Below are 25,321 nucleotides of genomic sequence, written 5' to 3'. Positions count from 1 at the left end.
GGGAAATGAAATACTACTTTCAGTTGCAATATCAAGTATTCCGACGCCAGATAGAAGATATAGGGCTTCCTTTTCTAGTTGGTCTCTTACTCTTCGGGCTATTATACATTCTTCTATTTGCGATTACGATAAGAGCCCCCCAGTATACTCCCTGGCTACTTGGATACGTATCTATCTCCCTACTATATAAACTCACCAATCCGAATAGAGTAGATTTTCTCAAAAATATATTTACAAGACAAAAGTTCTTAATCACAAGATGCGGAGAAAATATAGCCTGCATTTCGCCCTTTATACCCATCGCTATTTATGGAAGGGAGTGGTTACTAACGATACTACTAATTACGCTTAGCTTAATATTCACTGTTATTTCAGTTAGACGGGTGGAAATCCGGAGCACGCCAACCCCGTTTCGGAGTTCAGCATTTGAGTTTGTTATTTTTTTCCGCCGGCTTTGGTTGTTATTGCTTATCGGCTACGCACTCGCTTGCATAAGTATCTATTATGGCAATATAAATCTTCCATTTGTGTTGTTAGGGATTGTCATGCTAATGGCGTTGGGCGCTTACGATATTATCGAAGATGAGTATATTGTATGGAATAACGCACGGTCAGCTTCGGGTTTTATTAAAAATAAAATACATATGGGATGTGTGCAATTAAGTATAATAGTGATGCCACTCGTGCTATTGCTGCTCCTTTTTGGTACCTCGATGTTCTTTTGGGCGATTCTTAGCTGGATTAGCGGATTATTACTGCTCATATTGGTTGTTTTAATGAAATATGCTGCATATCCGCGTCCTGTTGGCATAACGGAAGCTATAGCGTGTGTAATAATCGTCATGATGCCCTTACTTGTCGTAGTCGCCTACCCCTATTATTATAAAAAAGCCGTTCAAAATCTCGAAAAATATTTATGATTACTATTCGTAACTTATATAAATCTTATGGAAAGCACCAGGTCTTAAAAGACCTACAAATGGATTTTCACGCAGGGAAAGTTTATGGAATTGTGGGTGCCAACGGAGCCGGCAAGACTACTCTTTTTCGCTGTTTGGCGGGGCTAGAAAAATATGATGGACATATCTCCGCCGATCTGCATCCGCTTAAAGAATATGTCGGCTACCTCCCTTCGGAAATCTATTTTCTACCTAAGATTACAGGTAAAGAATATCTCACCTTGCTAATAGAGGCTCGCAATAAGAAACCGCAGAACCTCAACGATCAAAATATTTTTGATCTTCCGTTAGATCGGTATGTAAGCAGCTATTCCACCGGCATGAAAAAGAAACTGGGTATTCTAGGTGTACTGTTGCAAGGTAACAGCTTGTATATTCTGGATGAACCCTATAATGGTCTTGATTTTCAAAGTAGCCTCATTCTAACGGATATCATCCATCGATTACGTTCCAAAGGCAAGACCGTGATCCTATCTTCTCATATTTTTGGCTCGCTGGCCGAAACTTGTGATTCCATTACCTTATTAAGTAACGGAAAGTTTAGTGCCGCTGCTAATAGAGAGAATTTCTCAGAACTGAAACGTCAAATTACGGAGGAGTTATTGCATAAGAACCTAGGTGATATATTTTCGCTATAAAAGCGTAAAAAACTTCCCGGTTCGCTACAAACCAGGGCCAGCTTTGGAGAACGTTACGACGAGATTTTAAATTTAATCGTCTGGCGATAAAAACCTTTCAGGCATCAATATTGTTCAAATATTAAAAAGCATAACCATGAATGTAAAACGAATATTTGGAACTATATTAACTATCTTGGGTATTATCGGGTTAATATACACAGGCTACGAACTGATTAACCAAAATACGGATTATATATCACTCGCTGTTATTGGTGTTATCTCGTTGATTTTCTTCTTCTCGGGAATAGGTCTAGTTAAAAACACAAAGGATGCCGCATGAAGCATTTCGAAATGTAGTATCAAGTTAGGTAGTAAAAAGTGCGCTTGAAGGGAGTCGAACCCCTAACCTCCTGATCCGTAGTCAGGTGCTCTATCCAGTTAAGCTACAAGCGCAGACTTTTTATGTCGATAACAACATTTAATTGTTGCTTTTGGTGATGCAAATATCGTCACTTTTTCCTTTTTTCCAAATTATTTTCGAAAAAAAGCACTCAAAATAGCGTCGTGGTATGTATATTGCTGATTAAAAAATAATTACATAAACATTAATTTTTACCACATGACCGATCGCTTAATAAAGAGCAACAAAATACGAATCGGAGACATCAGCATCTCCTATCTCATCAGAAAAACGACAACAACATCAAATAAAACCATTATATTTTTACACGGCTTCCCGTTTAACAAGAACATGTGGCGTAATCAGCTGGAAGCACTATCAGAAGATATCACAGCAATTGCGTTAGACATTCGCGGACATGGTTTAACAACTAGTGGACACGGTTTTTTTTCCATCGATGTTTTCGCAAAGGATCTCCGGGTGTTCATGGAAAAACTGGATATAGAACAGGCCGTGTTCTGTGGTATTTCAATGGGTGGCTATATCGCTTTACGCGCCTATCAGCTATTTCCAGCGAAAATAAATGGCCTCATCTTGGCTGATACGCATAGTAAAGCCGATACTAATGTGGCGAAGCAAAAGAGATTTGATAGTATACAAGCTATCTTGAACTACGGCCGTAGGCCGTTTTCGATTGGTTTTGTAGAAAACGTATTTTCACCGCATAGTGTCTTAGAAAGACCGGAGGCAGTTGAATATATTAAAAGTGCTATTCGTCGAAGCAGTGTACGAAGTATCTGTTCGACATTGTTAGCCTTAGCCGCTAGAACAGATACAAGCGATATATTAAAAGACATTAGCGTTCCCGCCTTGCTGATTCGCGGTAGTGATGATAGGATAACCTCCCTACAGGATATGAAGGACTTAGAAGAGGCTATTCCAACGGCACAGCTTATAGAAATAGCAAGATGTGGACATTTGCCCAATTTAGAAGCACCAGCGGAATTTAATGCGGCGATAAAGGAGTTTATGATTCGGATTTAATTACCGTGCGGGCCAATTCGTAACCTACGTCGATCAACTCAGCAGAACGATGGAACTCCCAGATTTCGGCTGCGTTATGGGGAATGCATACCGCATAATCAGGTTTATAAAGCTGCAGCATTAACGAACTCAATCGACGGCGCATTGCGTAATAGGATTCAACCAATAGGGCCCTCGCCGTAAAATTCGTAGGCGCAGTAGGTTCGTCTTTAATAGGTATACCATCCAAACTGACCGCGATAATCAGATTTCCGTCTCGGGACACATAATTTAATGGCAAAGGATTTAATACCCCCCCATCCACTAAAAATTGATCGTTCTGAGCGATACCCCGAAATACGCCGGGAATAGCAATAGAAGCACGGATTGCGGTATAGATACTCCCCTTCTGAAAGACGACTTCTTGTTCGTTTTTTAAATCTGTTGCAACAGCGGTATAACCTATACTTAAGTCTTCGATATTGACATCATCGAACACCTCGTGCAGGGTATGCAATACACGCTCGCCTTTTAGAAGACCATAGCGTGGATTGGAGAAATCCATAAGCTTAAATAGCTGTGCTCGCGTTAATGTCTTCATCCAATCTGTTAATTCCGGGAGGCGTCGCGTCGCGTAGGCGCCACCCACGAGCGCACCAATCGAACAACCGACTATCTCATCAATCTCAAAGCCTTGTTCTTCCAACCACCGGATGACACCGATATGGGCAAGGCCCCGTGCTCCACCGCCACCAAGCACCAACGATACTTTCTTTCGTCCTTTTAAGATCATTGTTCGCGCATTAGTACCAACCTATCTTTAATTGGACCTACTTTACCGGAATCTGTTTCAGGATCTCCAGCAAGAATTGCCAGAATTTTTGCACGGAAGGTATCGATACACGTTCTTGCGGTGAATGAGCGCCTAAAATGGTCGGACCAAACGAGATCATATCCATCTGGGGATAGTGACTTCCCAATATACCGCATTCCAGCCCAGCATGACAAGCCACGACATGGGGTTCGTCTCCAAACAAGTTCGTATAGGTTGATTTCAATACGTCAAGGATTTCAGAAGTAGGATTGGGCGTCCAGCCAGGATAATCGCCCGAAAAGCTAACTTCAGCATCCATCAACTCAAAACAGCACTTTATCGCGTTCGCCAAATCAACTTTAGCCGATTCAACAGATGAACGTGTCAAACATTTAACCGTTATCTTTCCCCCGCCGACTTTCACGCGTGCAATATTATTCGATGTTTCCACCAAATTATTGAAATCAGCACTCATCCGATAGACGCCGTTTGGTGCTGCATAGAGCGTCTGAATTAATTTTGTCTGTATGTCTATCGGTAATACGCCGGTCGAAGACTTTTCACGACGCTTCAACGTGATTTCGAGCTTGTCGTCCACTGTCGCAAATTCTTGCTTTATTGCTGCGCTCTCTTGTTCTACTACCGACAAAAGCAGGTCATCTGTCGTTTCGTCGGCAGCAAAAACGGCCACACTCTCTCTCGGGATAGCATTACGCAATCCACCTCCATCGATACTAGCTAAACGGATGTCCAATGGCAACAAGCTATACAATAACCGATTGATGATTTTATTGGCATTGCCTAAACCTTTGTGAATTTCCATCCCCGAATGTCCACCGTGTAATCCTTTCACCGTTAACGTGTAAAAGACAACCTCATTCGAAATTTGTTCGGGTATATAGGTGCGACGAGCCGTAACATCCACTCCTCCGGCGCAGCCGATGTCAATTTCGGTGTCTTCTTCTGTATCGAGATTCAATAGAATTTCCCCTTTCAGTAAGTTGCCCTGTAGCCCCTTTGCTCCGGTCATTCCCGTTTCTTCATCTACGGTAAACAATGCCTCTATAGCGGGGTGAGCAATGGACTCAGATGCTAAAACGGCCATTATGGCGGCTACACCAACCCCGTTATCCGCGCCCAATGTAGTGCCTTTCGCTTTCACCCAATCACCATCGATACACATCGAAATTCCCTGTGTGTCAAAATCAAAATCGGTATCGTTGTTCTTCTGGTGAACCATATCTAAATGAGATTGTAAAACAACCGTTTTGCGGTCTTCCATTCCAATGGTAGCCGCTTTCCGAATAATGACGTTACCTACTTTATCTTGTATAGTTTCCAGTCCCAAACGAGCCCCGAAATCCAACATAAATTGAATGACTTGCTCTTCTTTCTTAGACGCCCGCGGGACGGCGTTTAACGCTTCAAAATATTGCCATACCGACTTCGGTTCTATCTGTTCTAATATCATGTTTGTCGTTTGCTTGTTTCTTTCAAACTTAGATAAATTTGATTTTATACGCAATTATTATCATGTTGTAATAAAGTCATATTAAAAGGTGTTCTATAATTATCGTGTTCTTTCTCTATGAACCGGTTACGGTTGGAAAAAAAAGTTACCTTCGTATTAAAATGGAAAAAACAGAAAAAGAAAAAATGATCGCGGGTGAGTTTTACCAAGCAACGGCAAAAGAACTTATGGCCGAACGTCAATACGCAAAGGAACAACTTTTTCAGTATAACAGTCTTGAACCATCCAAAATAAAAGCACGAAATCAAATACTAAAGAAACTGTTTGGCAAGACTACCAGCCGCTTTTTTATTGAACCTCCGTTCCGTTGTGATTATGGTTATAATATTTTTTTAGGTGATAATTTCTACGCAAACTACAATTTAATCATTTTAGATTGTGCCGCCGTTATCATCGGCGACAACGTAATGATAGGACCCAATGTGTCGCTTTTCACTGCCGGACACCCTGTGCATCCCGAGCCTCGTATAGCAGGTTGGGAATTTGCAAAACCTATCACCATCGGTGACAACGTATGGATTGGTGGACACGCGGTCATAAATCCAGGCGTTACTATCGGTAAGAATACCGTAATTGGTTCAGGATCGGTTGTTACTAAAGGTATTCCAGACAACGTTGTTGCGGCAGGGAATCCATGTCGTGTGATCCGGGAAATTACCGACACGGATAAAATGTTTTCACCCCCTTTCTTTCACTAAGCGATTTATCTCCTCTACCAAAACAGGGAGTCCGGGATACACCATACCATGGTTATATCCTTGAAATTCCAGAAGTTTTACGTGCTTGTGTCCGATCAGGGATAACATACGTTTTAAATACGCATTTTCTTCATAACGACCTAACATCTCGAGTTCACGATCGCCGGTCAGCAACGTGATGGGAGGTGCATCTTTTCGCACCCAAAACAAAGGAGCCAGCTCGTTAATTATCGGTTGCTCTTCTTTTATTCCGTGTTCTTTACGAGCAGTAAAATGTGTGATGGTTTGTGCACTGAACGGAATTATCCCTGCCAATTTATCGGCGTCGAATCCCTCGGCTTCAAGATATGTTTTATTCAATGATAACATCAAGGCCAGATACCCTCCCGCGGAATGTCCTGATATAAATATGTTGGATGTATCTCCTCGATACCTGTGAGCATTTCGAACGACAAACGATGTCGCTTTAGCCGCATCCCGGATAATATCCTCTACCTTTACATTCGGGGCCAGTCGATAGCCTACACCGACTACCACAAGTTCTTTTTCTTTTAGGAAAGTAGGAATTTCTTTTTTGCCACCCGTCAATCCTCCACCGTGAAACCAAAGCACGATAGGCTTATCCTCACCCGATGTCGGATAATGTATATCCAGTTTGCATTGTTCCTTCGCATAGTCCGACGCAACTTCATTAACGTAGCTAATATTTTCAATAGTTTCATAACGAATCTCCTGCGCGTAACCAATGCGCACACTCCCTAGCAAGGCGAAAAATAGGATGAAATGTCTCATAATGTTTGTGTTGAAAGATGTGAAGTTAAGAAAACTTAGAGAATAAAAAAATAAGGCTATTTACTACGCAACAGGTATATTATTAGTATAGTAGACAGCACAAAGCTGGCTATAAACCCGAGCCAAGATAGAATAGGAACCCCCAACAGCAAATAGCCTACCCTGCCGTGGGCTAAAATACTTGCTCCTACACCGAATGTCATAGCTAATATAGAAAGTAAGAATTTATTTCCTATACGATGAAAAATCAATTGCATGCGGTCAAAATCTTGAATTTTATGATTCAGTGTCAACTTATCCGATTTGGTTTTTTCTAATAAGGTAATCAAATCTTGTGGCACCTCCGTTAGTACATCCTTTATAAACTTACTTTTTTCCAAAAGCTGTTTTTTCAGATAACCGGCCGAGGTTTTCTCTTTTGCTATTTTTGCAGCAAATGGTTTGATACTTTGCGGAATATTAAGTTGTGCATCGAGTTGCCTTCCGGTACCTTCTAGCAAAGAAATTCCGCGTAACAGGACATAGACAAAATCTGGAAGCAAAATGCTATTATATTGCAGTATCTTATTTAGTTTTCTGAACATAACAGCGATATCAATATCGTCCAACGTATTTTCTTCGATCATCTGAAAAATTTCAAAAGCATCACGTTCCAGCTGACGTTCGTCCTCGATATGGTGAACCACCGCTAACTTTTTAACATTGCGAATAAGCCCCTTAGCATCATTCATTAAAAAATTAATGACCATAGCCTCGATAATATCGCGATCACGCGGTATCATGAACCCCATCGAACCAAAATCTATAAATACCACCTGTCCTTGTTTATTAACGAATACGTTTCCCGGGTGTGGGTCGGCATGGAAGAAACCATGTTGCAGTATTTGCTCCAAATACAAGTCCAAACAATTCTGCAAAATAGTTCGGGGCAAAATATCAAAAGAATCGAGGCCATTGATATCGTTTACTTTAATTCCTTCCACGTATTCCATACACAATATCTCATCGTTGGAATACGCCCGGAATGTTTTAGGTACGTAAACGGTTTGATTTCCCTTAAAATTTCGACGAAAGCGTTCGATGTTATTTAACTCATTTGTAAAGGACAGTTCGTTGAGTAAAGAGTTGGCAAATGATTGAACGACTTCGTAAAGGTTGATTTTCTGAATAAATTCGTATTTGTCGCGTAGAAGCTTTACCAAATCCCGTATAAAATCTAAGTCAGCATGAACAATATCGCTTATTCCTTTTCGTCTCACCTTTAAAACGACTGCCGTTCCATCTTTTAACACTGCACGATACACTTGCGCAATAGACGCAGCAGCTATGGGCATTTCATCAATATGGTCAAAATGCTCGTCGACATTTATATCGAAGGCCTGTTGAAGTTTTATTTTTATATCGATAATCGTCGTAGGTACTTCGTCCTGTAATTTTACCAGTTCTTGTCTTAAATCCCGGGGAACGATATCCGCCCTGTTGCTAAGAAGTTGCCCAAGTTTGATAAATGTAGGACCTAGTTCTTCGATGGCGGCACGCACACGAACATTAAAATCGTCCTCAAAAATCCGACGCGTATGGGTATTCCATAACAAGAAGCTGTCTGGGATAATCCGGTCGATGTTCGAACGTGACACCACCTCTTCCAACCCGTGTTTAGACAATACCTGAAGAATATGACCTATCCGTTTAAACTTGTAAATACCATACATATGCTAATTTTTATACGTTTCGATACCGATTACCTCTGTGACTTTTTCACTTAAACGAGTAATATCAGATTTTAGTCCAAACATTATCGTCAGAAACTGTATAGGGTTACCCTCGATTTCTCTAAAATTATACATATAACCTATTTCTCCACCAATGAAAAAACCGGGAAATTTGTAATCTGCTCCCATACCTACTTTTCCCGCAACAGTCAGTGAATTTTTATTAGACATCCGCAATTTTTCGGCAACAATATTTCCTCTGGGCTCCACAATTAACCCCGCTACGGGGCCAATGTAGGCAAAGGTATTCAGACGCTTATATTGGTGTCTTCTTCCCGCCGTTAGGCTAAGCATATAAAAATTAGTTCGACCATTCTCGATTATATAATTGTATTTGGGATCGTGTTTTTGCTGATCGTAACGAAAGGTCAACATATAGAGTGTGGGACTAAGAAAATAGCGGCTATCTTTTAAGGCAATATCGAGACCAGCACTCCCTGAAAATAGCTTTGTTCCCAATACGTTCTTTGATTTTCCCAACGGAAAAGATAGCCCTGTCCCTCCCATATAGTAAATCTTACGGTGGTGTAAACTGTCTACTTCTGTCTGTGCAGATAACATAAGACAGCCCGCACATAGCACAAGAAGTGAAAAAAATATTTTCATGAAATAATTGTATTGCCTTTATACAACAAGTGACTCCAACAAAATGTTTCGCGATATAACTACAAATAACTTTTACTCTGCGGACCGTGATTAAATAGAAGATCAACTACGCTAAGATCGGGCAAGAAACCATGTTTATCCTCAAATACCTGATAATAGGGTTTCGGACGTTCCAATAGGCTAGGTTTCTTGGGATGGATAGCGTCCCGATAATCTACGGGTTCTATCCGGGAAGTATAAGCTTGTGTAAACGTAACGGAACGATTTATTTTCAAGCATGTCAGCAGGAGCTGTAACTGTTCGATATTGAAATCTAGGAGAAAGTCATGCCTTTTCTCATAAAATCGATAGAAATCGTCTTCGTAATATTCAAAATATGCCGAACTACGATATGCTGTCTGCAAACTAAGCCAATGTAGACGTTGCCAGTTAAAATCATAGTTAATCCGAATATCTTTCACAGGAACGTGCTCTTTCTTTCCATGTAAAATAGGAACGATAAGATCTAGTACGCCATTTGCAGTTGCTATTTTTGCGCGTGTCCTATAGGTTTGTTTTGGATAGTGTTCGAATCGTTCGATCAGTAGTGGTTGCTCATTTTGTTGAATGATATGAAAATAACCGACAGCAGGTAAATAAAAAGCAGGTAAAAGCAACTGTGATTCCATGTATTTTAACTAATTTAGGCAAAAATAAACTTATTTAGGGAATTTTCTCTATAAATAGCCCCTTTACTAGGGTTGAGGAGATTTAGAATTGACCGTATTCATGAGAAAGATAGCTTCATCGCACATGAAAGCAAATTTTTGGAGATGAGAAAAAAAAGTATAGACGTACTCCTATATATGCTCTCGTTATTGCCTTTTTGGATATTGTATGGTATATCCGACGCGTTGTATTATGTTCTTTTCTATATTATTCGATATCGGAAGCACGTGGTATTTGATAACCTGAAAAATTCATTTCCTGAAAAATCGGATCAGGAGCGATACCGACTAGCAAAGAAGTTCTATCGCTTTTTTCCGGATTTAGTCGTCGAGGCGATTAAAATGCGAACAATGTCGGCGGAACAGGTGCTAAGGCGCATCGAACTTCTTAATCCGGAAGAGGTGCATAAGCATTTAGAACGGAACAAAGGCGTTATCGGCGTAACGGCACATTACGGGAATTGGGAATGGGGTATATTCAGTTTGTCCCTCCTGACGAACTGTCCGCGGTTGATTGTCTATAAACCACTTAACGATAAGGATTTTAATGAGGTTTATAATGGATTGCGTAGCCGTTTCGGAGCGACGATGGTACCGATGAAACAGATCTTACGACATATTATTCGGCTGAACGGGGCGCCCTTCGCCAGTGTGTTTGTAGCGGATCAAACGCCAACTTATCAGGATTCTGATTATTTTATAGAGTTTCTAAATCAAGAAACACTGGTGTATACAGGTGCAGAACGAATCGCCCGACTGACTAAAAACCCGATTGTTTATTGCCATATTGGGCGAAAGAAAAAACGGGGGCATTACTTTTGTAAATTCACAACGCTAGTTGAGAATCCGGACGATTATCAAGAACATGAAATTACACAGCTACACAATCGTTTTACAGAACAAATAATTAGAGAACAGCCGGAATACTGGCTATGGACACACAGACGTTGGAAAAGAAAACGCAGAATATGACACATTATCCCAAAGTCGCCGTTGTTATCTTAAACTGGAACGGGAAGTTTTTTCTAGAGAAATTCCTTCCTTATATATATAATAGCACCTATCCTAATATCGAATTTGTCGTTGGCGACAACGGTTCGATTGATGACTCCGTATCTTTTGTACAGGATACTTATCCTTCTATCAAAATTATTAAAAACGATAAAAACTATGGTTTCGCAGGCGGATATAACGAAATATTAAAGCACGTCGAGGCTGATTATTACATACTGTTAAATTCTGACGTCGAAGTCACACCCAATTGGATATTACCTGTTATTCGCTATTTGGAAACAGAACCTAATATGGTCGCCGCGCAGCCTAAAATTCTGGCCTATCATGATAAAGGAATCTTTGAACATGCCGGAGCAGGGGGCGGATTCATCGACAAGCTAGGATATCCATTCTGCCGAGGCAGGTTGCTCCATCAGGTGGAATCAGATCAACAGCAATATGATGATAATCGGGAAATCTTCTGGGCAACGGGTGCGGCGTTATTCATTCGCGCCGACGTATGGCAAGAAGCCGGCGGGTTTGACGATGATTTTTTTGCCCACATGGAAGAAATTGACTTATGTTGGCGACTTAAACGAATGGGGTACCGTATTGGTTACGTTGCCGACTCTACCGTATATCATGTAGGTGGCGGAACATTGAACACCAGCAACCCTAAAAAGACTTATCTTAACTTTCGCAACAACCTGCTGATGATACAAAAAAATGCTGGTTTTTTTGCTTGTTGGTGGATCATCTTTGCACGTCTATGGCTGGATCTATTAGCATTGATCAAGTTTCTTGTCGATGGCAAACCGCGCGACGCCTGGGCTATCAGTAGAGCGCATCAGTACGTTTTTCTTAATATCTTCAAGAATGCTAAAAAGAGAAAACGCTACCCTGTAAAGGAAAACCGGACTGGGTTGTATAAAAAATCTATTATCTGGGATTTTTATATAAATAAACTGCGGAAGTTTTCCCAATTGAAAAGCAGGAACTTTTATTAATGTTTAATTTTGCGCATACACCTAAATTTATCTAGTTTTGTCCACTATGCTTGCAGACATTCAGGAAAAAATAGCACGGCTGACACAAGAGTTGAAGGAATATAATTATCAGTATTATGTACTTGCCAATTCCGTTATATCAGATTATGAATTTGATATAAAACTGAAAGAATTGGAGGCTCTGGAGGAAGAATATCCGCAATTTAAAGACCCTAACTCTCCAACACAAAAGGTGGGTGGCGATATTACCCATAAATTCAACACGATAAAACACCGCTGGCCGATGCTATCGCTGGGTAATACCTATAATGAGCAGGAGCTACGTGATTTTGACGAACGTGTTCGCAAAGCTGTCGGAAATGAGGTGCAATATGTCTGTGAATTGAAGTTTGACGGGCTTTCTATCTCTATCACCTATGAGCAAGGGAAGCTTGTCCGTGCCGTGACCCGTGGCGACGGTACACAGGGAGATGAGGTTACCAATAACGTCAAAACGATCCGGAGTATCCCTCGTTCGTTGAAAACGAGTGGTTACCCCGATTTATTTGAGATACGCGGCGAAATATTTATGCATCACGCCGCTTTTGAAAGGCTGAACCAACAACGGGAGGAAAACGGTGAACAGCCCTATGCAAACCCGCGTAATTTTGCGTCGGGTACCATCAAACTACAAGACCAGAAGGAAGTTGCCAAACGTCCACTGGACTGTTTTCTTTATTTTTTATATGCGGATAATCGAAATAGAATTTTCGACAGCCATTGGGACAGTATACAAGCGGTTAAAAGCTGGGGATTCCCTATATGTGAACACACAAAATTGTGCAACAACATAGATGAAATATTAGCTTTTATTGATTTTTGGGAAGAGATGCGTCACCAGCTGACCTACGATATCGATGGTATCGTCATCAAAGTGAATGACTATGCGCAGCAGGAGGAACTAGGTTTTACCGCAAAATCACCACGTTGGGCGATATCCTATAAATATAAGGCCGAACGCGTGGAGACATTATTGAAAAACATAACCTATCAAGTTGGTCGTACGGGTGCTGTCACCCCGGTGGCTAATCTTGAACCTGTTCTGTTAGCAGGAACAACAGTAAAACGTGCGTCTCTGCATAATGCGAATGAAATAGGGCGATTAGACTTGCATGAGGGTGATACGGTGTATGTGGAAAAAGGAGGAGAAATCATTCCAAAAGTAATCGGTGTTAATAATGAAAAACGTGCCCGAGATACCTCTCCTATTGTATATCCAACAGCTTGTCCCGAGTGCCATGAGCCACTTGTAAGGCAGGAGGGTGAAGCCGTGCACTATTGCCCTAATGAAAACGGATGTAGACCACAGATTGTTGGTAAACTGCAACACTTCATCGGTCGTAAAATGATGGATATACAAGGAATGGGAAATGAAACAATGGAAACGTTTTATTCCTTAGGTATTCTACGTAATATCAGCGATATTTACGCGCTAAAAGAACGCCGGGAAGAATTGAAAACCATTGAACGGTTTGGCGAAAAGTCGATCGAAAATATGCTGATCGGTATCGAAAACTCGAAAAGCAAACCCTTTGAGAAGGTTCTCTTTGCTTTAGGCATCCGTCACGTTGGTGAAACTATCGCAAAAAAACTAACTTTGCATTTCAAAAGTTTAGATAACTTAGCGCAAGCTAGCGTAGAGGAAATTGCGAACGTGCAAGATATTGGAATACGTATTGCAGAAAGTGTATATAATTATCTCCACAGTGAGCAACATCTGTTGGAAATAAGCAAACTGAAGACCGCGGGATTACAGTTTGAGATTGAAGAAAGTGAGATAGTATTGGCTGGCAATAACTTAGCAGGAAAGACGTTTCTTATTTCCGGGGTATTTGCTGATTTTTCGCGAGAAGAATTGGCGCAACTTATCGAGTCACATGGAGGGAAAATGTTATCCTCTATCTCAGCTAAATTAAACTACTTAGTGGCAGGCGATAAAATGGGTCCGTCAAAGTTGACGAAGGCAGAAAAATTAAAAATCCCTATTATCTCGGATAAGAAAATATTGGAAATGATTAGTCAAAACAAATAAAATAGATAGCATAATATAATGAATGAGCTTCAGGGAGCGGGTGTAGCATTGGTGACACCTTTTAACACGGACGGAACAGTTGATTATGGATCGTTAGGCAATCTAATCGATTATCAGATCAAGGAGGGTATGGATTATTTGGTCGTTTTAGGTACAACAGGAGAAACCGCCACACTAGATGCCGAGGAGCGAAAACAAGTGTGGGAGTTTGCATCTACACATGTAGCAGGACGGCTGCCCCTTGTGGCCGGTATCGGTGGCAATAACACACGAGAAACTGTAAGACAAGTCGATCAATTTAATATAGATGGTTATTGTGCTATTCTTTCCGTTTCCCCCTATTATAATAAGCCTACACAAGAAGGTATTTATCAGCATTATAAAGCTATTTCGGAAGTATCCAAACTTCCAATAATCTTATACAATGTACCGGGAAGAACCGGTACCAATATCTTACCAACCACAGCTATCCGTTTGGCAAAAGCGTGTAGCAATATTGTCGCTATTAAAGAAGCTTCGGGCAGCTTTGCCCAGTTCGGCGAAATTATGCGAGACAAGCCAAGCGATTTTTTATTGATTTCTGGAGATGATCCGGCCACGCTGCCTATGATGGCATTAGGGTCTGTAGGTGTTATTTCTGTTGTCGGAAATGCCTATCCGAAAAAAGTTGCAACGTTAGTAAAGGAATGTGCGGACGGCAATCATGCGTTAGCCCGGGAATTACATAACGTTTTACTGAAGATTACCGATCTGTGCTTTATTGAAGGGAATCCTTGTGGGGTGAAATATATTCTTAAAAAACAGGGAATTATTACAACAGATGAGGTCCGCTTACCACTGGTACCGGTTAGTCCGCAAACTCAGGAAGCGATTAAAAAAGAAATGGCCGTTATTGCGTAATTTACGCTTGGTTTATGAGTTAAATCCTGGTACCTCCTACGCCAGGATTTTTTTATATTTCCTCTATAAAATAATTCTTCAATGGCAGAGGAGAGCGAAATAAATTCATTTCATATGCTCACGCAATTATATTGCATATAAAATTGAATTTATTTAGGTTTGCTCTGAAGACTTATATCAGGGCTGTTTTTCAATGACCGAGCAGCTGGCACCGGGAAAAAGCCGGGTTCAGAAAGTTTAAAAATAGGAATAGTGTAATAAAACAATTTTTATCAAATAACTATTTAATATACTATAGACAATCAAATATGTTAAAAAAAAGCAAAACGACATTCCTTCCGGGAATTGTTATACCTAGCCTTATCTTTATATTTGGTGTAACTATTTTATCAGTGTTCTTTCCTAACCGGACAGAATATTATCTATCCATTGTCAAGAATTTGCTATTCGTAAACCTAAATTGGTTGTATGTAATGGTGGTAACCGTGTTTGTCTTTTTTCTGCTTTTCCTTTTTTTTAGTAAGTACGGCGGCATCAAGCTGGGCACGAACGATTCCAAGCCCGAATTTTCGTTTTTTTCCTGGATTTCGATGCTATTTGCAGCAGGAATGGGAATTGGCCTCATGTACTTCGGCGTAGCAGAGCCTATGTCACATTATACTGATCCGGCCTTTGGACAGGCCTCGTCCATACAAAGGGCTAAAAACGCAGAGTTGTATACATTTTTTCACTGGGGAATACATGCCTGGTCCATATATGGCATTGTGGGGTTAAGTCTGGCATATTTTACGTACAGATACCGATTGCCGTTATCGCTCAGAAGTTGTTTTTACCCTATTTTGAAAGAAAAAATAGATGGTAAAGGCGGGGATATTATCGATATGTTCGCACTGTGTAGCACGTTTTTTGGAATCACTACAAGTCTTGGTTTTGGTGTTTCGCAATTAAGTGCCGGTTTAGTTTACCTCGGGGTAATGGACGAGGTTACCTTTCGTTCGCAGATCATGCTTGTGATCGTTGTTATGGCCATAGCGGTTTTATCGGCAACGACGGGTGTAGCTAAAGGTGTAAAGTTCTTAAGTCAGATCAATATTGTAGCCGTTGTCGCACTGATGACGTTTGTGCTGATATTTGGCCCAACGGTTTATCTACTAGGGAGCTATTCGGAAAATCTAGGATATTATATCAATGAGTTTTTTAATCTCACCTTTGCTACACATACATACGAACCAGAACATAAGGAATGGTTCTTTAATTGGACTATTCTTTATTGGGCATGGTGGATTTCCTGGTCGCCTTATGTGGGTTTGTTTATTGCCAAGATTTCCAAGGGTCGTACAATACGTGAATTTATTGGTGCTGTGCTCGTTATCCCCACCTTGTTTAATTTTGCATGGATGACTTTCTTCGGAAACAGCGCTACATGGTTAGATCAACATACTGCACAGGGCGCTCTTTCGAAAGTAGCAGACAATACCGATGTCCTTCTTTTCGAGTTTTTCAAGTATCTCCCCCTTACCCCGGTAATCAGTCTGTTTGCGATTATTATTCTTGTCATCTTTTTTATCACATCGGCAGACTCGGGGATTTTCGTGATGAACAACATCTCTACGAAAAATGCAATGAAATCGCCTAAATGGCAATTGGTTTTCTGGGGGGGCATGCTGGCCCTGGTGGCCCTGGTCCTACTTAATGCGGGAGGGCTCCAATCGCTTCAAACGATGACGTTGATAACCGCTTTACCTTTTGCCATTATCATGCTGCTTTTTTGTTACAGCCTGGTAAAAGGATTGTTTATCGATAATGAATATTATACGCGACCTTTATCTCACTCTACTACGGGATGGTCGGGAACTTATTGGAGAGAGCGGTTGGACAGGATTATCTCGTACCATGGTAAGAGCGACATCAATCAGTTTCTGTCCAAAACCGTAAAAGTAGCTTTCGAACAGCTGGCCGATGCGTTTAAGGGGAATGGTATTATTGCAACGGTTGAAAGCTCTATGACGGAATCACCTCATCACGTAGAAATTAAGATCCAGCACGAAAATATGGCTGACTTCATGTATGGGGTAGAAAACGTCGAGGCGGCTGTTTCCGATTATTTCCGAAATGAAGACAATGCACCGGATATCGAGCACCAGCGAACATATATTCCGAGGACTTACTTTGGTGATAGCAGGAAAGGCTATGACATACAGTACTTCACGAAAGACGAAATTATTAGCGATGTATTAAAACAGTACGAACGTTTCCTTAGCTTGTCCTCCGATCAGAAAAATGAAATATTTCTTGGCCAAAACATCCGCGAAGAGGATTGATCGTTTGTTAAAATATGTTAATACAGCGTGTTCTACATACGAAAGACGCCAAGTTAGCGTTTTCATTACAGTATAAGATAATAGATTCATAATTTCATAATTTAGGTTAATAATTGGTTTGTACAAATCCCGGAGCTCCCCGCTTCGGGATTTTTCTGTTGCGAAAACCTTCGCAACGGTTTTTCAGGAGTTACAGCTCTTGGCGCGAGGTCTCTACAATATATATACATCTAGAAAATCCCGGATTCTAGGTATTTTTCAGTGCTAACTATTTATTACCTTTGCTTCACAAAAAATAATATGCGTAAAAATGTAGATGTATACATCAAAAGATCCTCACTTTTCTTGTTGTTAATAATAAGTTGTTTGACATTGAGCGGCTGTTTCGATCTCGTCGAGCAGATTGATATGAATCATAAAGGGGCTGGTACGATTAAAGTGACTTTGAATCTAAGTAAGAGTCGTACAAAAGTCGCTTCTCTGCTGAAAATGAAAAAGTTCAATGGTATTGATATTCCTTCAGAAGCAAGTATCAAACAAGAAATGGGGAAAGTTGTACAGACATTAAAATCCACTCAAGGAATAAACAATGTTCAATATCATCTTGACTTCAACAATTATATCGCCACGCTGTCGTGCAGTTTTGAACATGTGCAGGCTTTAAATGATTTTAGTGAGGCTCTGTCCAGTCAATTTAAAACGTCGATTACAAGCTACAATAACTATAGGTATAATCCGGCATCAAGAACGTTTACACGTTCTTATACCTACTCACCACAGCTAGCAAAAGAGTTCTCTAAAATCCCAGACGAAGATAAAAATCTCTTTGCGGAGGCATATTACACCAACATTATTCGCTTCGATAAGGATATTCAATCGCAGAGCCATAAAGAAGCGAAGGTGTCTGCGAATAAACGAGCCGTCTTATTAAAAGTAAGTGCGCCTGATCTGATTGATGGCAAGACAAGTTTAACAAATACCATTACCCTTATAAAATAAAATACAAATAGATGAAGTTCAAAAAAAACTATATTGCCACATTGTTAGGCCTATCTATAGCAAGCATTACCTACGGACAGCACGACCTTATCCAACAAGTACCTGAACATGCATCATTTGTGGTGGTGATTAATAATCCGGCTATCGTCAAGCATAGTTCTTTCGAAAAAATAAACCAAGCGTTGGAAAAACTGGGATTATTTAATAACATTGACACGGAAGACTTACAACTGGAAAGTATAGCCGACCTAGATTTAACTTATGATCGAAATGCATACATATACAAAACAGATACCGATAGTTCTTATTATACCGGTATTCTCCTCCCATTAAAGTCAGGGCACCAAGTAGGCACGAATCTCTTTAGCAAACTTTCTACGCTGCCGACGTTACAGGGCTATGAACGGCGTGTTAGCACGGATGGGAAAACACAAGTTGCCTGGAATGACCATAGCGTTTTGATCTTGACCGGCGATGCTCATCACTATTATTTTGACAATGATTCTGTTGCCCAACGATATGGCCTCGAATTACCGAGTTACGATAACGCAGTGGCATTACCGGTTTATGAATACGAAACCCCACCGGACGATATTCATACTGAAAATGTTTCAGATGGAGTTATGGATACGATAGAAGACGACGAATACACGGTTTATTCTGATTTTGATGGATATGCAGACACTACCTACGAAACGGAAAGGACACGGAATGCTAAAAATGACTCGCTACGCAACGCAGCCTTCGCACTATGGTTAGCACATGATTTTAGTAGTTATTTGCATCCCGACGAAAATGCAGCTTCTTCTCGATCGTTAAGGAAGTTTGATAAAAAAAATACGCTTGTGCATTTTTGGGCTAAAGACCTAATTGGGTTTTACCGGGAGGCTATGCCTTACACCTTGGCAAGCATGCAGCTTGGTTACGGTATGGAAGAGTTGATATATGCATATCAAGATATTGTGCTCGATCTTGTACAGGACAAACATACTTTGAGGTTAAAGGGGTCGCTTGCTTTGAATGCGGAAATGGACCGTATGATTAGACCGATATATAAAAACAAGATGAACCGTAAGTTCTCGAAATATATTCCCGAAAATCACATTGGATATTTTTCTATAAATATTAATACAGAATCGTATCTGAAAAGCTTCCCGACGCTCATGGAGCGTTGGGGCGGCCCGTCCCTCTACTCCTACCGTGATATTGCAGGTATTGCGGCTACGGCTTTCGAGGTTATTCTTGACGAGAAAGCTATCGCACAGGTCATGGGTGGTGACCACCTTGTTTTTATCAATGGACTGAAAAAGGTAAAAAAAGAGTATATCGACTATCAATATGACGAAAACACGTTCGATTATACAGAAATAAAAAAGACAAAGGACGATTATATACCGACCTTTCTTTGGATGTTTACTTCTGAAGATCAACGGATATACAAAAAAATATTAGCATTAGGTGAAAATAAAGAAAAGGTTACTCAGAACAATGGAATATATAAAATCGTCGATAATCCCAGGGGAGAAGTTATCCATGTTTTGTTTAAAGATAATATCGTATTCGTAAGCAACGATGAAGAGCAGCTTTCGGCAATTCGTACGAATCGTTTCCGGACTTCAAATGACAGGTCTATTAAAAAGAAAATTTTTAGCAACAATATGACTGCCGTTACGCATCTCGCTGAAATACCTGAAACCATCAATAGATTGGGTATACCGGTTATAAAACGTTGGGATAATACGGTGAAAACTCTCGCTCAATATGGCGATGTAACGATAACGGCGCAGGGAGCGAAAAAGGGAAGGATAACGGGCGAGATCGCAGTCGATTTCCCAAAAGAGGAACCGAATGCTTTACAGTACCTTTTAAAAGAACTGCTACACATCATAGAAGACTAGCGACAGAATGACGCTGATAAAAAAGACGCTGCAGTTTATTATCCTTTCGGTTTTGGTTATGGGTATAGCCCTCGTGACACTATACGTTTACAGAAAGAGCAGGGCGTATAATCAATACGTACATCGCGACAGCCATGCCGTCGTATCTATTGCATTAGATGATCTGCTATTGGATAATATAGATCAACTGTTTGAACGCCGAACACTTGCTACAGCGAATCAAAAATCGCCTTTATCGGTAGTTAAAAATTGGTTAGAAGCAGGAGTCTCGATTCCCGCACAGATCCATTTTTTCTCATTGCGCGAAAATCCATTGACATTCTATACAATCCAACGTATTGAAAATATCGGCAAATGGGAAGCTTTTCTACAAGAATATGCAGCGGACTATATACAAACCGTTGACAGCTCTGAACGGCTAACTTTAGTGCAGTCTCCTTCGCTCCCGACCATACTCTCCAATGAACATTACGCACTATTTCGTATCGGTCTTCCAGAAAAGGACAGCGAGGAGAAAATGAAAGCGATATGGTCGATAGAAAACGATTGGGTGTATGTTCGGAATCTCCCTCTCCTTTCGACGGAAAAAACAAATACACATATAACCTACCGTGACATCGACGGAAAGTCTCAATTACTCGCCAACCTGTCCAAAAATCACATAACCTTGGCTGGCGAATGGGAATTTAATGCTGAGCATCCAAGCAGTGGACAGGTACGTAAACTTAAACGGGATGCAGATCTTTTTTTCTTATTTTGGAGCACACTTTCGCTGGAGCAGATGCCTACATTTACTAAGTACATATCGGTTCTTTCTGACATCGAGGAGACCATACTGAAAGACAATTCGTATGGATATACAGACCTAGTAATACGTAATAGAACGACTACACAGAAGGATACTATTGTAGTATACGATTACGATGAAGATTTTAACAGTATCGAAAAAAAAGAGGTACAGGAAACTAGCGTGCCCGTGATCGAAAGTGTTTGGAAGGGAAATGTGCCGTTGGCTTCTTTACTACCCGATAAGGTATTCTATAAATTAAATAAAACACATACCGACACCGTTATCTTATTGTCTACAGATAAGCGCGGCGAATTTCCACCAACTTTTGTAGCTACAGCAATCCCGTTTCACATACAAGTTGATTTTAGCAATACACCCGATTCATGGAATGGTCAAATCTTCACTTGGCTACACCAACGTGCCGTCAGGGTAAATATTGAAACCTCTCTTAAAGATAATAAAACACTTAAAATCAATGGTGATATCTATTATAAGGAAAAGTAACTATTTAATGTGGTCGACTATTCCACGAACCTCTGTGATACACGCCTGGAACGGCATGGTCTCCCTCCTCAAAATCAAACCTAACATAACGGACATCTGATAGCTCTGTGAACGAATAGGTGGTAGAGACCATAAACTGTTTTGCTCCTGCCGTTCCCATTTGCTGCGTCAAGATGGTACTTTCTGCTATCTCGATAGCAACCGTGTCGCCCGATGTCTCGAGGTATCTAATTTGTACATTTGGCCATGTATTATTAATGATTGCTTCTATCTTTTCTGCTGTCAAACTATCCGCGCGGACGTCCCGTACCTTAACGGGTCTAAAATCATTAGCGAGGGTATCGAATTGGTACTCCCAAAGAGCCTCCGCCGGCACATAATGTAATGGATTTTCTACGCTCCTTGGTTTATCTAACGACATCGTGTCTGCTTCATCTTGCACGTCGCCCTGCTGCCTTGATTGATTGCAACTTACAATCAGCAATAACAATCCGATGGCTATTGTTTTGATATGCATATAGGTAATCCTTTCTTTGACACAACGTATAAAGATTGAATATGTTTCGGAGAAAATTAAAAAGGCCTCAACCGGGGAGATTGAAGCCTTTTACTAACTAACCAATTATTAACCTAAATTATGAATTGTTGATACAATAACAATTAATATGCCAAATTTTAAAAAAGAACACAAAAAATAATCCGTATTTTTGACGCATGGAGCTTCAAAAAATACTAAATAGGATGCAGATTGCAGAATTGAATGCGATGCAACATGCTGTCCTAAACACCTATGATAGTACAAGAGATTTCGTTTTACATTCGCCTACGGGAAGTGGTAAAACACTTGCTTTCGCTTTATTGCTCGCACAACAACTAGAAAAAGATAAGCAGGGTGTGCAAGCATTGATCCTAGTACCGACACGGGAATTAGCGCTTCAAATAGAACAGGTTATGCGCAAAGTACTTGCCGGTTTCAAAGTAACCTGCGTGTATGGGGGGAATGACACGAAGACGGAACGCAATAAGCTTCGCGAAGCTCCAAGCTTATTAATTGGAACTCCCGGACGCGTAATGTATCACATCGAACGGACGTACTTGGATCCTTCTACGATACAGACACTTGTCTTGGATGAGTTTGACAAATCGCTAGAATTTGGTTTTCAAGGACAGATGCAATATATCATCGAACAGCTACCGCGCCTGCAGCATCGCATTCTCACTTCCGCAACGAAGATGATAGATATTCCAAGTTTTACCGGAATCGGTGATTTTGTTACGGTTGATTTTTCCGCCGATGCAGACATAACCCCTAAAATTACGATAAAGAAAGTAATCACCCCCGCGCAATATAAATTAAGTTCCTTGTTTAAGTTGCTGTGCAAGAACGGAGAAAAGAAAACGCTTATTTTCTGTAATCATCGCGAAGCAGTAGATCACATTAGTGAGTTGCTTGAAAATCGGGAAATCATCCATGATATGTTTCATGGCGGTTTAGAACAAGAAGACCGTGAGCTTGCCTTGCTAAAATTTCGTAACAACTCCAATCGTATTTTGATCACGACGGATTTAGCCGCCCGTGGACTAGATATACCCGAAGTAGATGTAATTATACATTACCAATTACCCTACAAAGGGGATGCTTTTATACATCGTAACGGCCGAACCGCACGTATGCAGGCCAGTGGAGAAGTATATGTTATCTTGAAACCCGAAGAGGAATATCCTTATGTGCCGGAAGACAGCGAAACCGTAGTTTTGGAAGATGAGTACCCTCTCCCACCGAACTCACCTTTTGCAACACTTTACGTTACTGGGGGTAAAAAAGACAAAATCAATAAGATAGACATCGTAGGTTTTCTGTTAAATCTGAATGACATATCCAAAGAACAGGTCGGTATAATCGAGGTCAAAGACAAGGAATCCTATGTAGCCGTAGAACGTTCGATAGCGGCCAGCATCATCAAACAAGCAAACAATCAAAAGATCAAAGGCCGGAAGGTACGGGTTGGTAGAACGTAGGGTTTTTATCTATCTGCCCAAGACGTCTATCGCCTTACTTTCATCCGATATACCGTAAAACCTCTCTCGGAACCAACATTGTAACATCACCTTTGTGGAGTAAAATATCGCGGACTATCGTCGAAGAAATGTGAGCTAATCCGGATTTTGCCATGAGAAAATACGTTTCTATTTCTGGTGCGAGCAAAAGGTTGTTCTGCGCTATCGCGTTTTCGAACTCGAAATCACCGATATTGCGCAAACCGCGAAGTAGGTACTTCGACTCTATTTGCTTGCAAAAGTCAATGGTAAGACCTGAAAATTGCTTTACCTCCACTCTTCCATTTGATTGGAATAGATCCGAAATAGCTTTTACACGATCATCGAAAGACATCAATCCCTTTTTCGTACTATTCACGCCTACCGCAATCACAATCTTATCAAATAAGGATAGGCCTCTCTCAACGATATTTTGATGGGCGTATGTAAAAGGATCGAAGGATCCGGCAAAAACGGCGGTTTTCATATGCGACAAAATTTAGAGATTTACGAATCAAGTTTATAAAAGCTAAATGCAGAATAACCATATTTCCTCGTTTCAATGTAAAATGGAGCGTCGTCCATTTTTCGCGTAGACGGATGCTCAATAACCATTGTCCCACCTGATTTCAGCAATTCATTTTCTATGATGAGATTCGCCAATTGCGGCAATGACGCTAAATCATAGGGCGGATCGGCAAAGATGAAATCATACTGATCTTTACATGTCGTAATGAACTTCAACACGTCCGCTTTACGCGTGTGAATAACGTCGATCTTTAGTTTCTTCGCTGTATCGTTAATAAACTGTAAACATTTGAAATGGATATCAACAGCCTCCACCGATATTGCGCCGCGAGAGACTAGCTCAAAACTAATATTACCTGTTCCGGAAAAAAGATCGAGGCAAGTACATTCGTCTAAGGCAATCCGATTGTCCAAAATATTGAACAGCGCTTCCTTGGCAATATCCGTCGTCGGGCGAACAGGCAACGTTGACGGCGGAGATAAGCGCAACCCACCATATTGTCCGGCTATGATACGCATAAGAGAGCATTTGCTATAACATTAAATTTATTGGCTTCCTCCGCTATGTTTTCATCATCTGCATACAAATCCAACTGAGCCTGCATAAACTCGGTGCGATTCGTAAAATGAGAAAGTGCTACACTATACTCATGTTTCGCATCAATGCCTGATAAAAGTATTTTATGGAGTTTAATAGGCAAATCGAACGCTTGACATGTTGTTAGAACAAAATAATTTAAATCGTCAACATTCTTTATATCGAATACATTGTAAAATAAAAACCTTCCATTTTTAAAACCAAATAATTCTACCTGTGTATTGTTGAAATGAGCACCCAACACCGCACCCTGCATGGGAATATATGTTTGAACTTCACTCAAAATAAATTGAAAATCAGCTGCAAATTTCGCATGGGGAAAGATGGCCCGCCAACGATTGTATAACAATAGATCATATTGATAACATGCCGTTATCTGTAAGTTATCTAATGTATAAACTTGCGTGCGTTCTACGTGATCATCTATCAAAAACGTCTGATACAAAGGGTGATTTTCCTCTTCATACACTTCCGTCGGAATAAACACTAAGCTTTGTACAGGCAAGCTAATAAATACGTACTGAAACGGTAAACCTAACAACTTGATCGCCTCCGCGTTGGGCTCATTTGCCGGATACCTAAACATTGCCTGAACTTCGTTCGATTCGTCCACAACAATTAAAGTATCCTCTAAAAAGTCAGCTTTTACAAACAGTTTATACTGTGGTATATAATGTAAGTGGAAATTCTTTGATGTGTATTTCATTCTCAGCACCGCTAGGCTATTTTATATGTTAACAAAATTAGCTTTTC

Annotated in this window: 24 protein-coding genes and 1 tRNA gene; 14 read left to right on the top strand and 11 right to left on the bottom strand. The window is 40.6% G+C overall.

From position 1 onward, the window contains the following. Positions 1–5: 5 nt before the first annotated feature. The 3 genes from C5745_RS11560 to C5745_RS11550 all read left to right on the top strand — a co-directional run bounded on the left by C5745_RS11560 (position 6) and on the right by C5745_RS11550 (position 1,919). Complete coding sequence (locus C5745_RS11560) at positions 6–920, top strand: hypothetical protein (protein ID WP_105717170.1); 915 nt, start codon at positions 6–8, stop codon at positions 918–920. Beyond that, positions 917–1,597 (top strand): ABC transporter ATP-binding protein, encoded by a 681-nt coding sequence (locus C5745_RS11555; RefSeq protein ID WP_105717169.1) that lies wholly within the window; start codon positions 917–919, stop codon positions 1,595–1,597. The genes C5745_RS11560 and C5745_RS11555 overlap by 4 nt, the downstream gene beginning before the upstream one ends. 136 nt (positions 1,598–1,733) lie before the next feature. Next, on the top strand, positions 1,734–1,919 hold the full coding sequence (locus C5745_RS11550; RefSeq protein ID WP_105717168.1) for a hypothetical protein: 186 nt from the start codon (positions 1,734–1,736) through the stop codon (positions 1,917–1,919). 39 nt (positions 1,920–1,958) lie between these two features. On the opposite strand, the gene C5745_RS11545 is transcribed toward C5745_RS11550, so the two are convergent. Continuing rightward, positions 1,959–2,032, bottom strand: a tRNA-Arg gene (locus C5745_RS11545). Positions 2,033–2,198: 166 nt separating this feature from the next. Between C5745_RS11545 and C5745_RS11540 the strand changes: the two genes are divergently transcribed. After that, positions 2,199–3,023, top strand: coding sequence for an alpha/beta fold hydrolase (locus tag C5745_RS11540; RefSeq protein ID WP_105717167.1), 825 nt, complete (start codon positions 2,199–2,201; stop codon positions 3,021–3,023). On the opposite strand, the gene C5745_RS11535 is transcribed toward C5745_RS11540, so the two are convergent. Beyond that, positions 3,007–3,795 carry a patatin-like phospholipase family protein gene (locus C5745_RS11535; RefSeq protein WP_105717166.1) on the bottom strand — a complete coding sequence of 263 codons (789 nt, stop codon included), beginning with the start codon at positions 3,793–3,795 and terminating at the stop codon, positions 3,007–3,009. The genes C5745_RS11540 and C5745_RS11535 overlap by 17 nt on opposite strands. 37 nt (positions 3,796–3,832) lie before the next feature. Further along, positions 3,833–5,287 (bottom strand): aminoacyl-histidine dipeptidase, encoded by a 1,455-nt coding sequence (locus C5745_RS11530; RefSeq protein WP_105717165.1) that lies wholly within the window; start codon positions 5,285–5,287, stop codon positions 3,833–3,835. A gap of 161 nt (positions 5,288–5,448) precedes the next feature. Here C5745_RS11530 and C5745_RS11525 point away from each other — a divergent pair, with 161 nt between their 5' ends. After that, on the top strand, positions 5,449–6,045 hold the full coding sequence (locus C5745_RS11525) for a sugar O-acetyltransferase (RefSeq protein ID WP_105717325.1): 597 nt from the start codon (positions 5,449–5,451) through the stop codon (positions 6,043–6,045). Here C5745_RS11525 and C5745_RS11520 read toward each other — a convergent pair. From C5745_RS11520 to C5745_RS11505, 4 genes are read right to left on the bottom strand one after another with little or no spacing between them, the layout of a single operon-like run. Next, positions 6,025–6,837: an alpha/beta hydrolase gene (locus C5745_RS11520; protein ID WP_105717164.1), complete on the bottom strand. Its 813-nt coding sequence runs from the start codon at positions 6,835–6,837 to the stop codon at positions 6,025–6,027. The two genes, C5745_RS11525 and C5745_RS11520, sit on opposite strands and share 21 nt — an antisense overlap. 56 nt (positions 6,838–6,893) lie before the next feature. Then, on the bottom strand, positions 6,894–8,549 hold the full coding sequence (locus C5745_RS11515) for an ABC1 kinase family protein (protein ID WP_105717163.1): 1,656 nt from the start codon (positions 8,547–8,549) through the stop codon (positions 6,894–6,896). A 3-nt stretch (positions 8,550–8,552) separates the two neighbouring features. Next, positions 8,553–9,215 (bottom strand): hypothetical protein, encoded by a 663-nt coding sequence (locus tag C5745_RS11510; protein WP_105717162.1) that lies wholly within the window; start codon positions 9,213–9,215, stop codon positions 8,553–8,555. 59 nt (positions 9,216–9,274) lie between these two features. Next, entirely contained in the window at positions 9,275–9,883 is a 609-nt protein-coding gene (locus C5745_RS11505) for a WbqC family protein (RefSeq protein ID WP_105717161.1), read from the bottom strand. Between the two features lie 144 nt (positions 9,884–10,027). Between C5745_RS11505 and C5745_RS11500 the strand changes: the two genes are divergently transcribed. The 8 genes from C5745_RS11500 (at position 10,028) to C5745_RS11465 (ending at position 21,405) form a co-directional block, all read left to right on the top strand. Further along, on the top strand, positions 10,028–10,894 hold the full coding sequence (locus C5745_RS11500) for a lysophospholipid acyltransferase family protein (RefSeq protein WP_105717160.1): 867 nt from the start codon (positions 10,028–10,030) through the stop codon (positions 10,892–10,894). Beyond that, complete coding sequence (locus C5745_RS11495; RefSeq protein WP_243403323.1) at positions 10,855–11,922, top strand: glycosyltransferase family 2 protein; 1,068 nt, start codon at positions 10,855–10,857, stop codon at positions 11,920–11,922. Before C5745_RS11500 ends, C5745_RS11495 begins: the two co-directional genes overlap by 40 nt. A gap of 46 nt (positions 11,923–11,968) precedes the next feature. Next, on the top strand, positions 11,969–13,993 hold the full coding sequence (ligA, locus tag C5745_RS11490; protein WP_105717159.1) for an NAD-dependent DNA ligase LigA: 2,025 nt from the start codon (positions 11,969–11,971) through the stop codon (positions 13,991–13,993). A gap of 18 nt (positions 13,994–14,011) precedes the next feature. After that, positions 14,012–14,893 (top strand): 4-hydroxy-tetrahydrodipicolinate synthase, encoded by an 882-nt coding sequence (gene dapA, locus C5745_RS11485; RefSeq protein ID WP_105717158.1) that lies wholly within the window; start codon positions 14,012–14,014, stop codon positions 14,891–14,893. A gap of 308 nt (positions 14,894–15,201) precedes the next feature. Next, a complete protein-coding gene (locus tag C5745_RS11480; RefSeq protein ID WP_105717157.1) occupies positions 15,202–17,214 on the top strand; it encodes a BCCT family transporter in 2,013 nt (670 codons plus the stop codon). A 300-nt stretch (positions 17,215–17,514) separates the two neighbouring features. Then, positions 17,515–18,213 (top strand): hypothetical protein, encoded by a 699-nt coding sequence (locus C5745_RS11475; protein ID WP_105717156.1) that lies wholly within the window; start codon positions 17,515–17,517, stop codon positions 18,211–18,213. An 11-nt stretch (positions 18,214–18,224) separates the two neighbouring features. Continuing rightward, positions 18,225–20,111 carry a hypothetical protein gene (locus C5745_RS11470; protein ID WP_105717155.1) on the top strand — a complete coding sequence of 629 codons (1,887 nt, stop codon included), beginning with the start codon at positions 18,225–18,227 and terminating at the stop codon, positions 20,109–20,111. Positions 20,112–20,118: 7 nt separating this feature from the next. Further along, the gene (locus C5745_RS11465; RefSeq protein WP_105717154.1) at positions 20,119–21,405 is read left to right on the top strand and encodes a hypothetical protein; all 1,287 of its coding nucleotides are present in this window, start codon (positions 20,119–20,121) and stop codon (positions 21,403–21,405) included. Positions 21,406–21,409: 4 nt separating this feature from the next. On the opposite strand, the gene C5745_RS11460 is transcribed toward C5745_RS11465, so the two are convergent. Then, entirely contained in the window at positions 21,410–21,922 is a 513-nt protein-coding gene (locus C5745_RS11460) for a hypothetical protein (protein ID WP_105717153.1), read from the bottom strand. A 224-nt stretch (positions 21,923–22,146) separates the two neighbouring features. Here C5745_RS11460 and C5745_RS11455 point away from each other — a divergent pair, with 224 nt between their 5' ends. Next, the gene (locus C5745_RS11455; RefSeq protein ID WP_243403322.1) at positions 22,147–23,424 is read left to right on the top strand and encodes a DEAD/DEAH box helicase; all 1,278 of its coding nucleotides are present in this window, start codon (positions 22,147–22,149) and stop codon (positions 23,422–23,424) included. A 40-nt stretch (positions 23,425–23,464) separates the two neighbouring features. On the opposite strand, the gene coaD is transcribed toward C5745_RS11455, so the two are convergent. Genes coaD through C5745_RS11440 form a run of 3 tightly spaced genes read right to left on the bottom strand, consistent with a single transcriptional unit; the run spans position 23,465 to position 25,274 of the window. Then, positions 23,465–23,929: a pantetheine-phosphate adenylyltransferase gene (gene coaD, locus C5745_RS11450; RefSeq protein WP_105717151.1), complete on the bottom strand. Its 465-nt coding sequence runs from the start codon at positions 23,927–23,929 to the stop codon at positions 23,465–23,467. Positions 23,930–23,949: 20 nt separating this feature from the next. Next, complete coding sequence (gene rsmD / locus C5745_RS11445; protein WP_105717150.1) at positions 23,950–24,489, bottom strand: 16S rRNA (guanine(966)-N(2))-methyltransferase RsmD; 540 nt, start codon at positions 24,487–24,489, stop codon at positions 23,950–23,952. After that, positions 24,477–25,274, bottom strand: a complete 798-nt coding sequence (locus C5745_RS11440) for a DUF3822 family protein (RefSeq protein WP_105717149.1) — start codon at positions 25,272–25,274, stop codon at positions 24,477–24,479. The genes rsmD and C5745_RS11440 overlap by 13 nt, the downstream gene beginning before the upstream one ends. Between the last annotated feature and the right edge of the window lie 47 nt (positions 25,275–25,321).

This window comes from Sphingobacterium haloxyli (assembly GCF_002980525.1).
In the GTDB taxonomy this organism is placed as follows: Bacteria; Bacteroidota; Bacteroidia; order Sphingobacteriales; family Sphingobacteriaceae; genus Sphingobacterium; species Sphingobacterium haloxyli.
The sequence above is the reverse complement of the archived record's forward strand: the minus strand, read 5'-3'. Positions and strand labels throughout refer to the sequence as shown.

Excerpts from the sequence above, each read along its gene's own strand:
- coaD (WP_105717151.1), bottom strand. The coding sequence starts at position 23,929 with ATGAAAACCGCCGTTTTTGCCGGATCCTTCGATCCTTTTACATACGCC.
- C5745_RS11530 (WP_105717165.1), bottom strand. The coding sequence starts at position 5,287 with ATGATATTAGAACAGATAGAACCGAAGTCGGTATGGCAATATTTTGAA.
- dapA (WP_105717158.1), top strand. The coding sequence starts at position 14,012 with ATGAATGAGCTTCAGGGAGCGGGTGTAGCATTGGTGACACCTTTTAAC.
- C5745_RS11555 (WP_105717169.1), top strand. The coding sequence starts at position 917 with ATGATTACTATTCGTAACTTATATAAATCTTATGGAAAGCACCAGGTC.
- C5745_RS11495 (WP_243403323.1), top strand. The coding sequence starts at position 10,855 with ATGGACACACAGACGTTGGAAAAGAAAACGCAGAATATGACACATTAT.
- C5745_RS11440 (WP_105717149.1), bottom strand. The coding sequence starts at position 25,274 with ATGAAATACACATCAAAGAATTTCCACTTACATTATATACCACAGTAT.
- C5745_RS11560 (WP_105717170.1), top strand. The coding sequence starts at position 6 with ATGAAATACTACTTTCAGTTGCAATATCAAGTATTCCGACGCCAGATA.
- rsmD (WP_105717150.1), bottom strand. The coding sequence starts at position 24,489 with ATGCGTATCATAGCCGGACAATATGGTGGGTTGCGCTTATCTCCGCCG.
- C5745_RS11535 (WP_105717166.1), bottom strand. The coding sequence starts at position 3,795 with ATGATCTTAAAAGGACGAAAGAAAGTATCGTTGGTGCTTGGTGGCGGT.
- C5745_RS11505 (WP_105717161.1), bottom strand. The coding sequence starts at position 9,883 with ATGGAATCACAGTTGCTTTTACCTGCTTTTTATTTACCTGCTGTCGGT.
- C5745_RS11525 (WP_105717325.1), top strand. The coding sequence starts at position 5,449 with ATGGAAAAAACAGAAAAAGAAAAAATGATCGCGGGTGAGTTTTACCAA.
- C5745_RS11475 (WP_105717156.1), top strand. The coding sequence starts at position 17,515 with ATGCGTAAAAATGTAGATGTATACATCAAAAGATCCTCACTTTTCTTG.
- C5745_RS11465 (WP_105717154.1), top strand. The coding sequence starts at position 20,119 with ATGACGCTGATAAAAAAGACGCTGCAGTTTATTATCCTTTCGGTTTTG.
- ligA (WP_105717159.1), top strand. The coding sequence starts at position 11,969 with ATGCTTGCAGACATTCAGGAAAAAATAGCACGGCTGACACAAGAGTTG.
- C5745_RS11550 (WP_105717168.1), top strand. The coding sequence starts at position 1,734 with ATGAATGTAAAACGAATATTTGGAACTATATTAACTATCTTGGGTATT.
- C5745_RS11540 (WP_105717167.1), top strand. The coding sequence starts at position 2,199 with ATGACCGATCGCTTAATAAAGAGCAACAAAATACGAATCGGAGACATC.
- C5745_RS11455 (WP_243403322.1), top strand. The coding sequence starts at position 22,147 with ATGCAGATTGCAGAATTGAATGCGATGCAACATGCTGTCCTAAACACC.
- C5745_RS11520 (WP_105717164.1), bottom strand. The coding sequence starts at position 6,837 with ATGAGACATTTCATCCTATTTTTCGCCTTGCTAGGGAGTGTGCGCATT.
- C5745_RS11500 (WP_105717160.1), top strand. The coding sequence starts at position 10,028 with ATGAGAAAAAAAAGTATAGACGTACTCCTATATATGCTCTCGTTATTG.
- C5745_RS11480 (WP_105717157.1), top strand. The coding sequence starts at position 15,202 with ATGTTAAAAAAAAGCAAAACGACATTCCTTCCGGGAATTGTTATACCT.
- C5745_RS11515 (WP_105717163.1), bottom strand. The coding sequence starts at position 8,549 with ATGTATGGTATTTACAAGTTTAAACGGATAGGTCATATTCTTCAGGTA.
- C5745_RS11470 (WP_105717155.1), top strand. The coding sequence starts at position 18,225 with ATGAAGTTCAAAAAAAACTATATTGCCACATTGTTAGGCCTATCTATA.
- C5745_RS11510 (WP_105717162.1), bottom strand. The coding sequence starts at position 9,215 with ATGAAAATATTTTTTTCACTTCTTGTGCTATGTGCGGGCTGTCTTATG.
- C5745_RS11460 (WP_105717153.1), bottom strand. The coding sequence starts at position 21,922 with ATGCATATCAAAACAATAGCCATCGGATTGTTATTGCTGATTGTAAGT.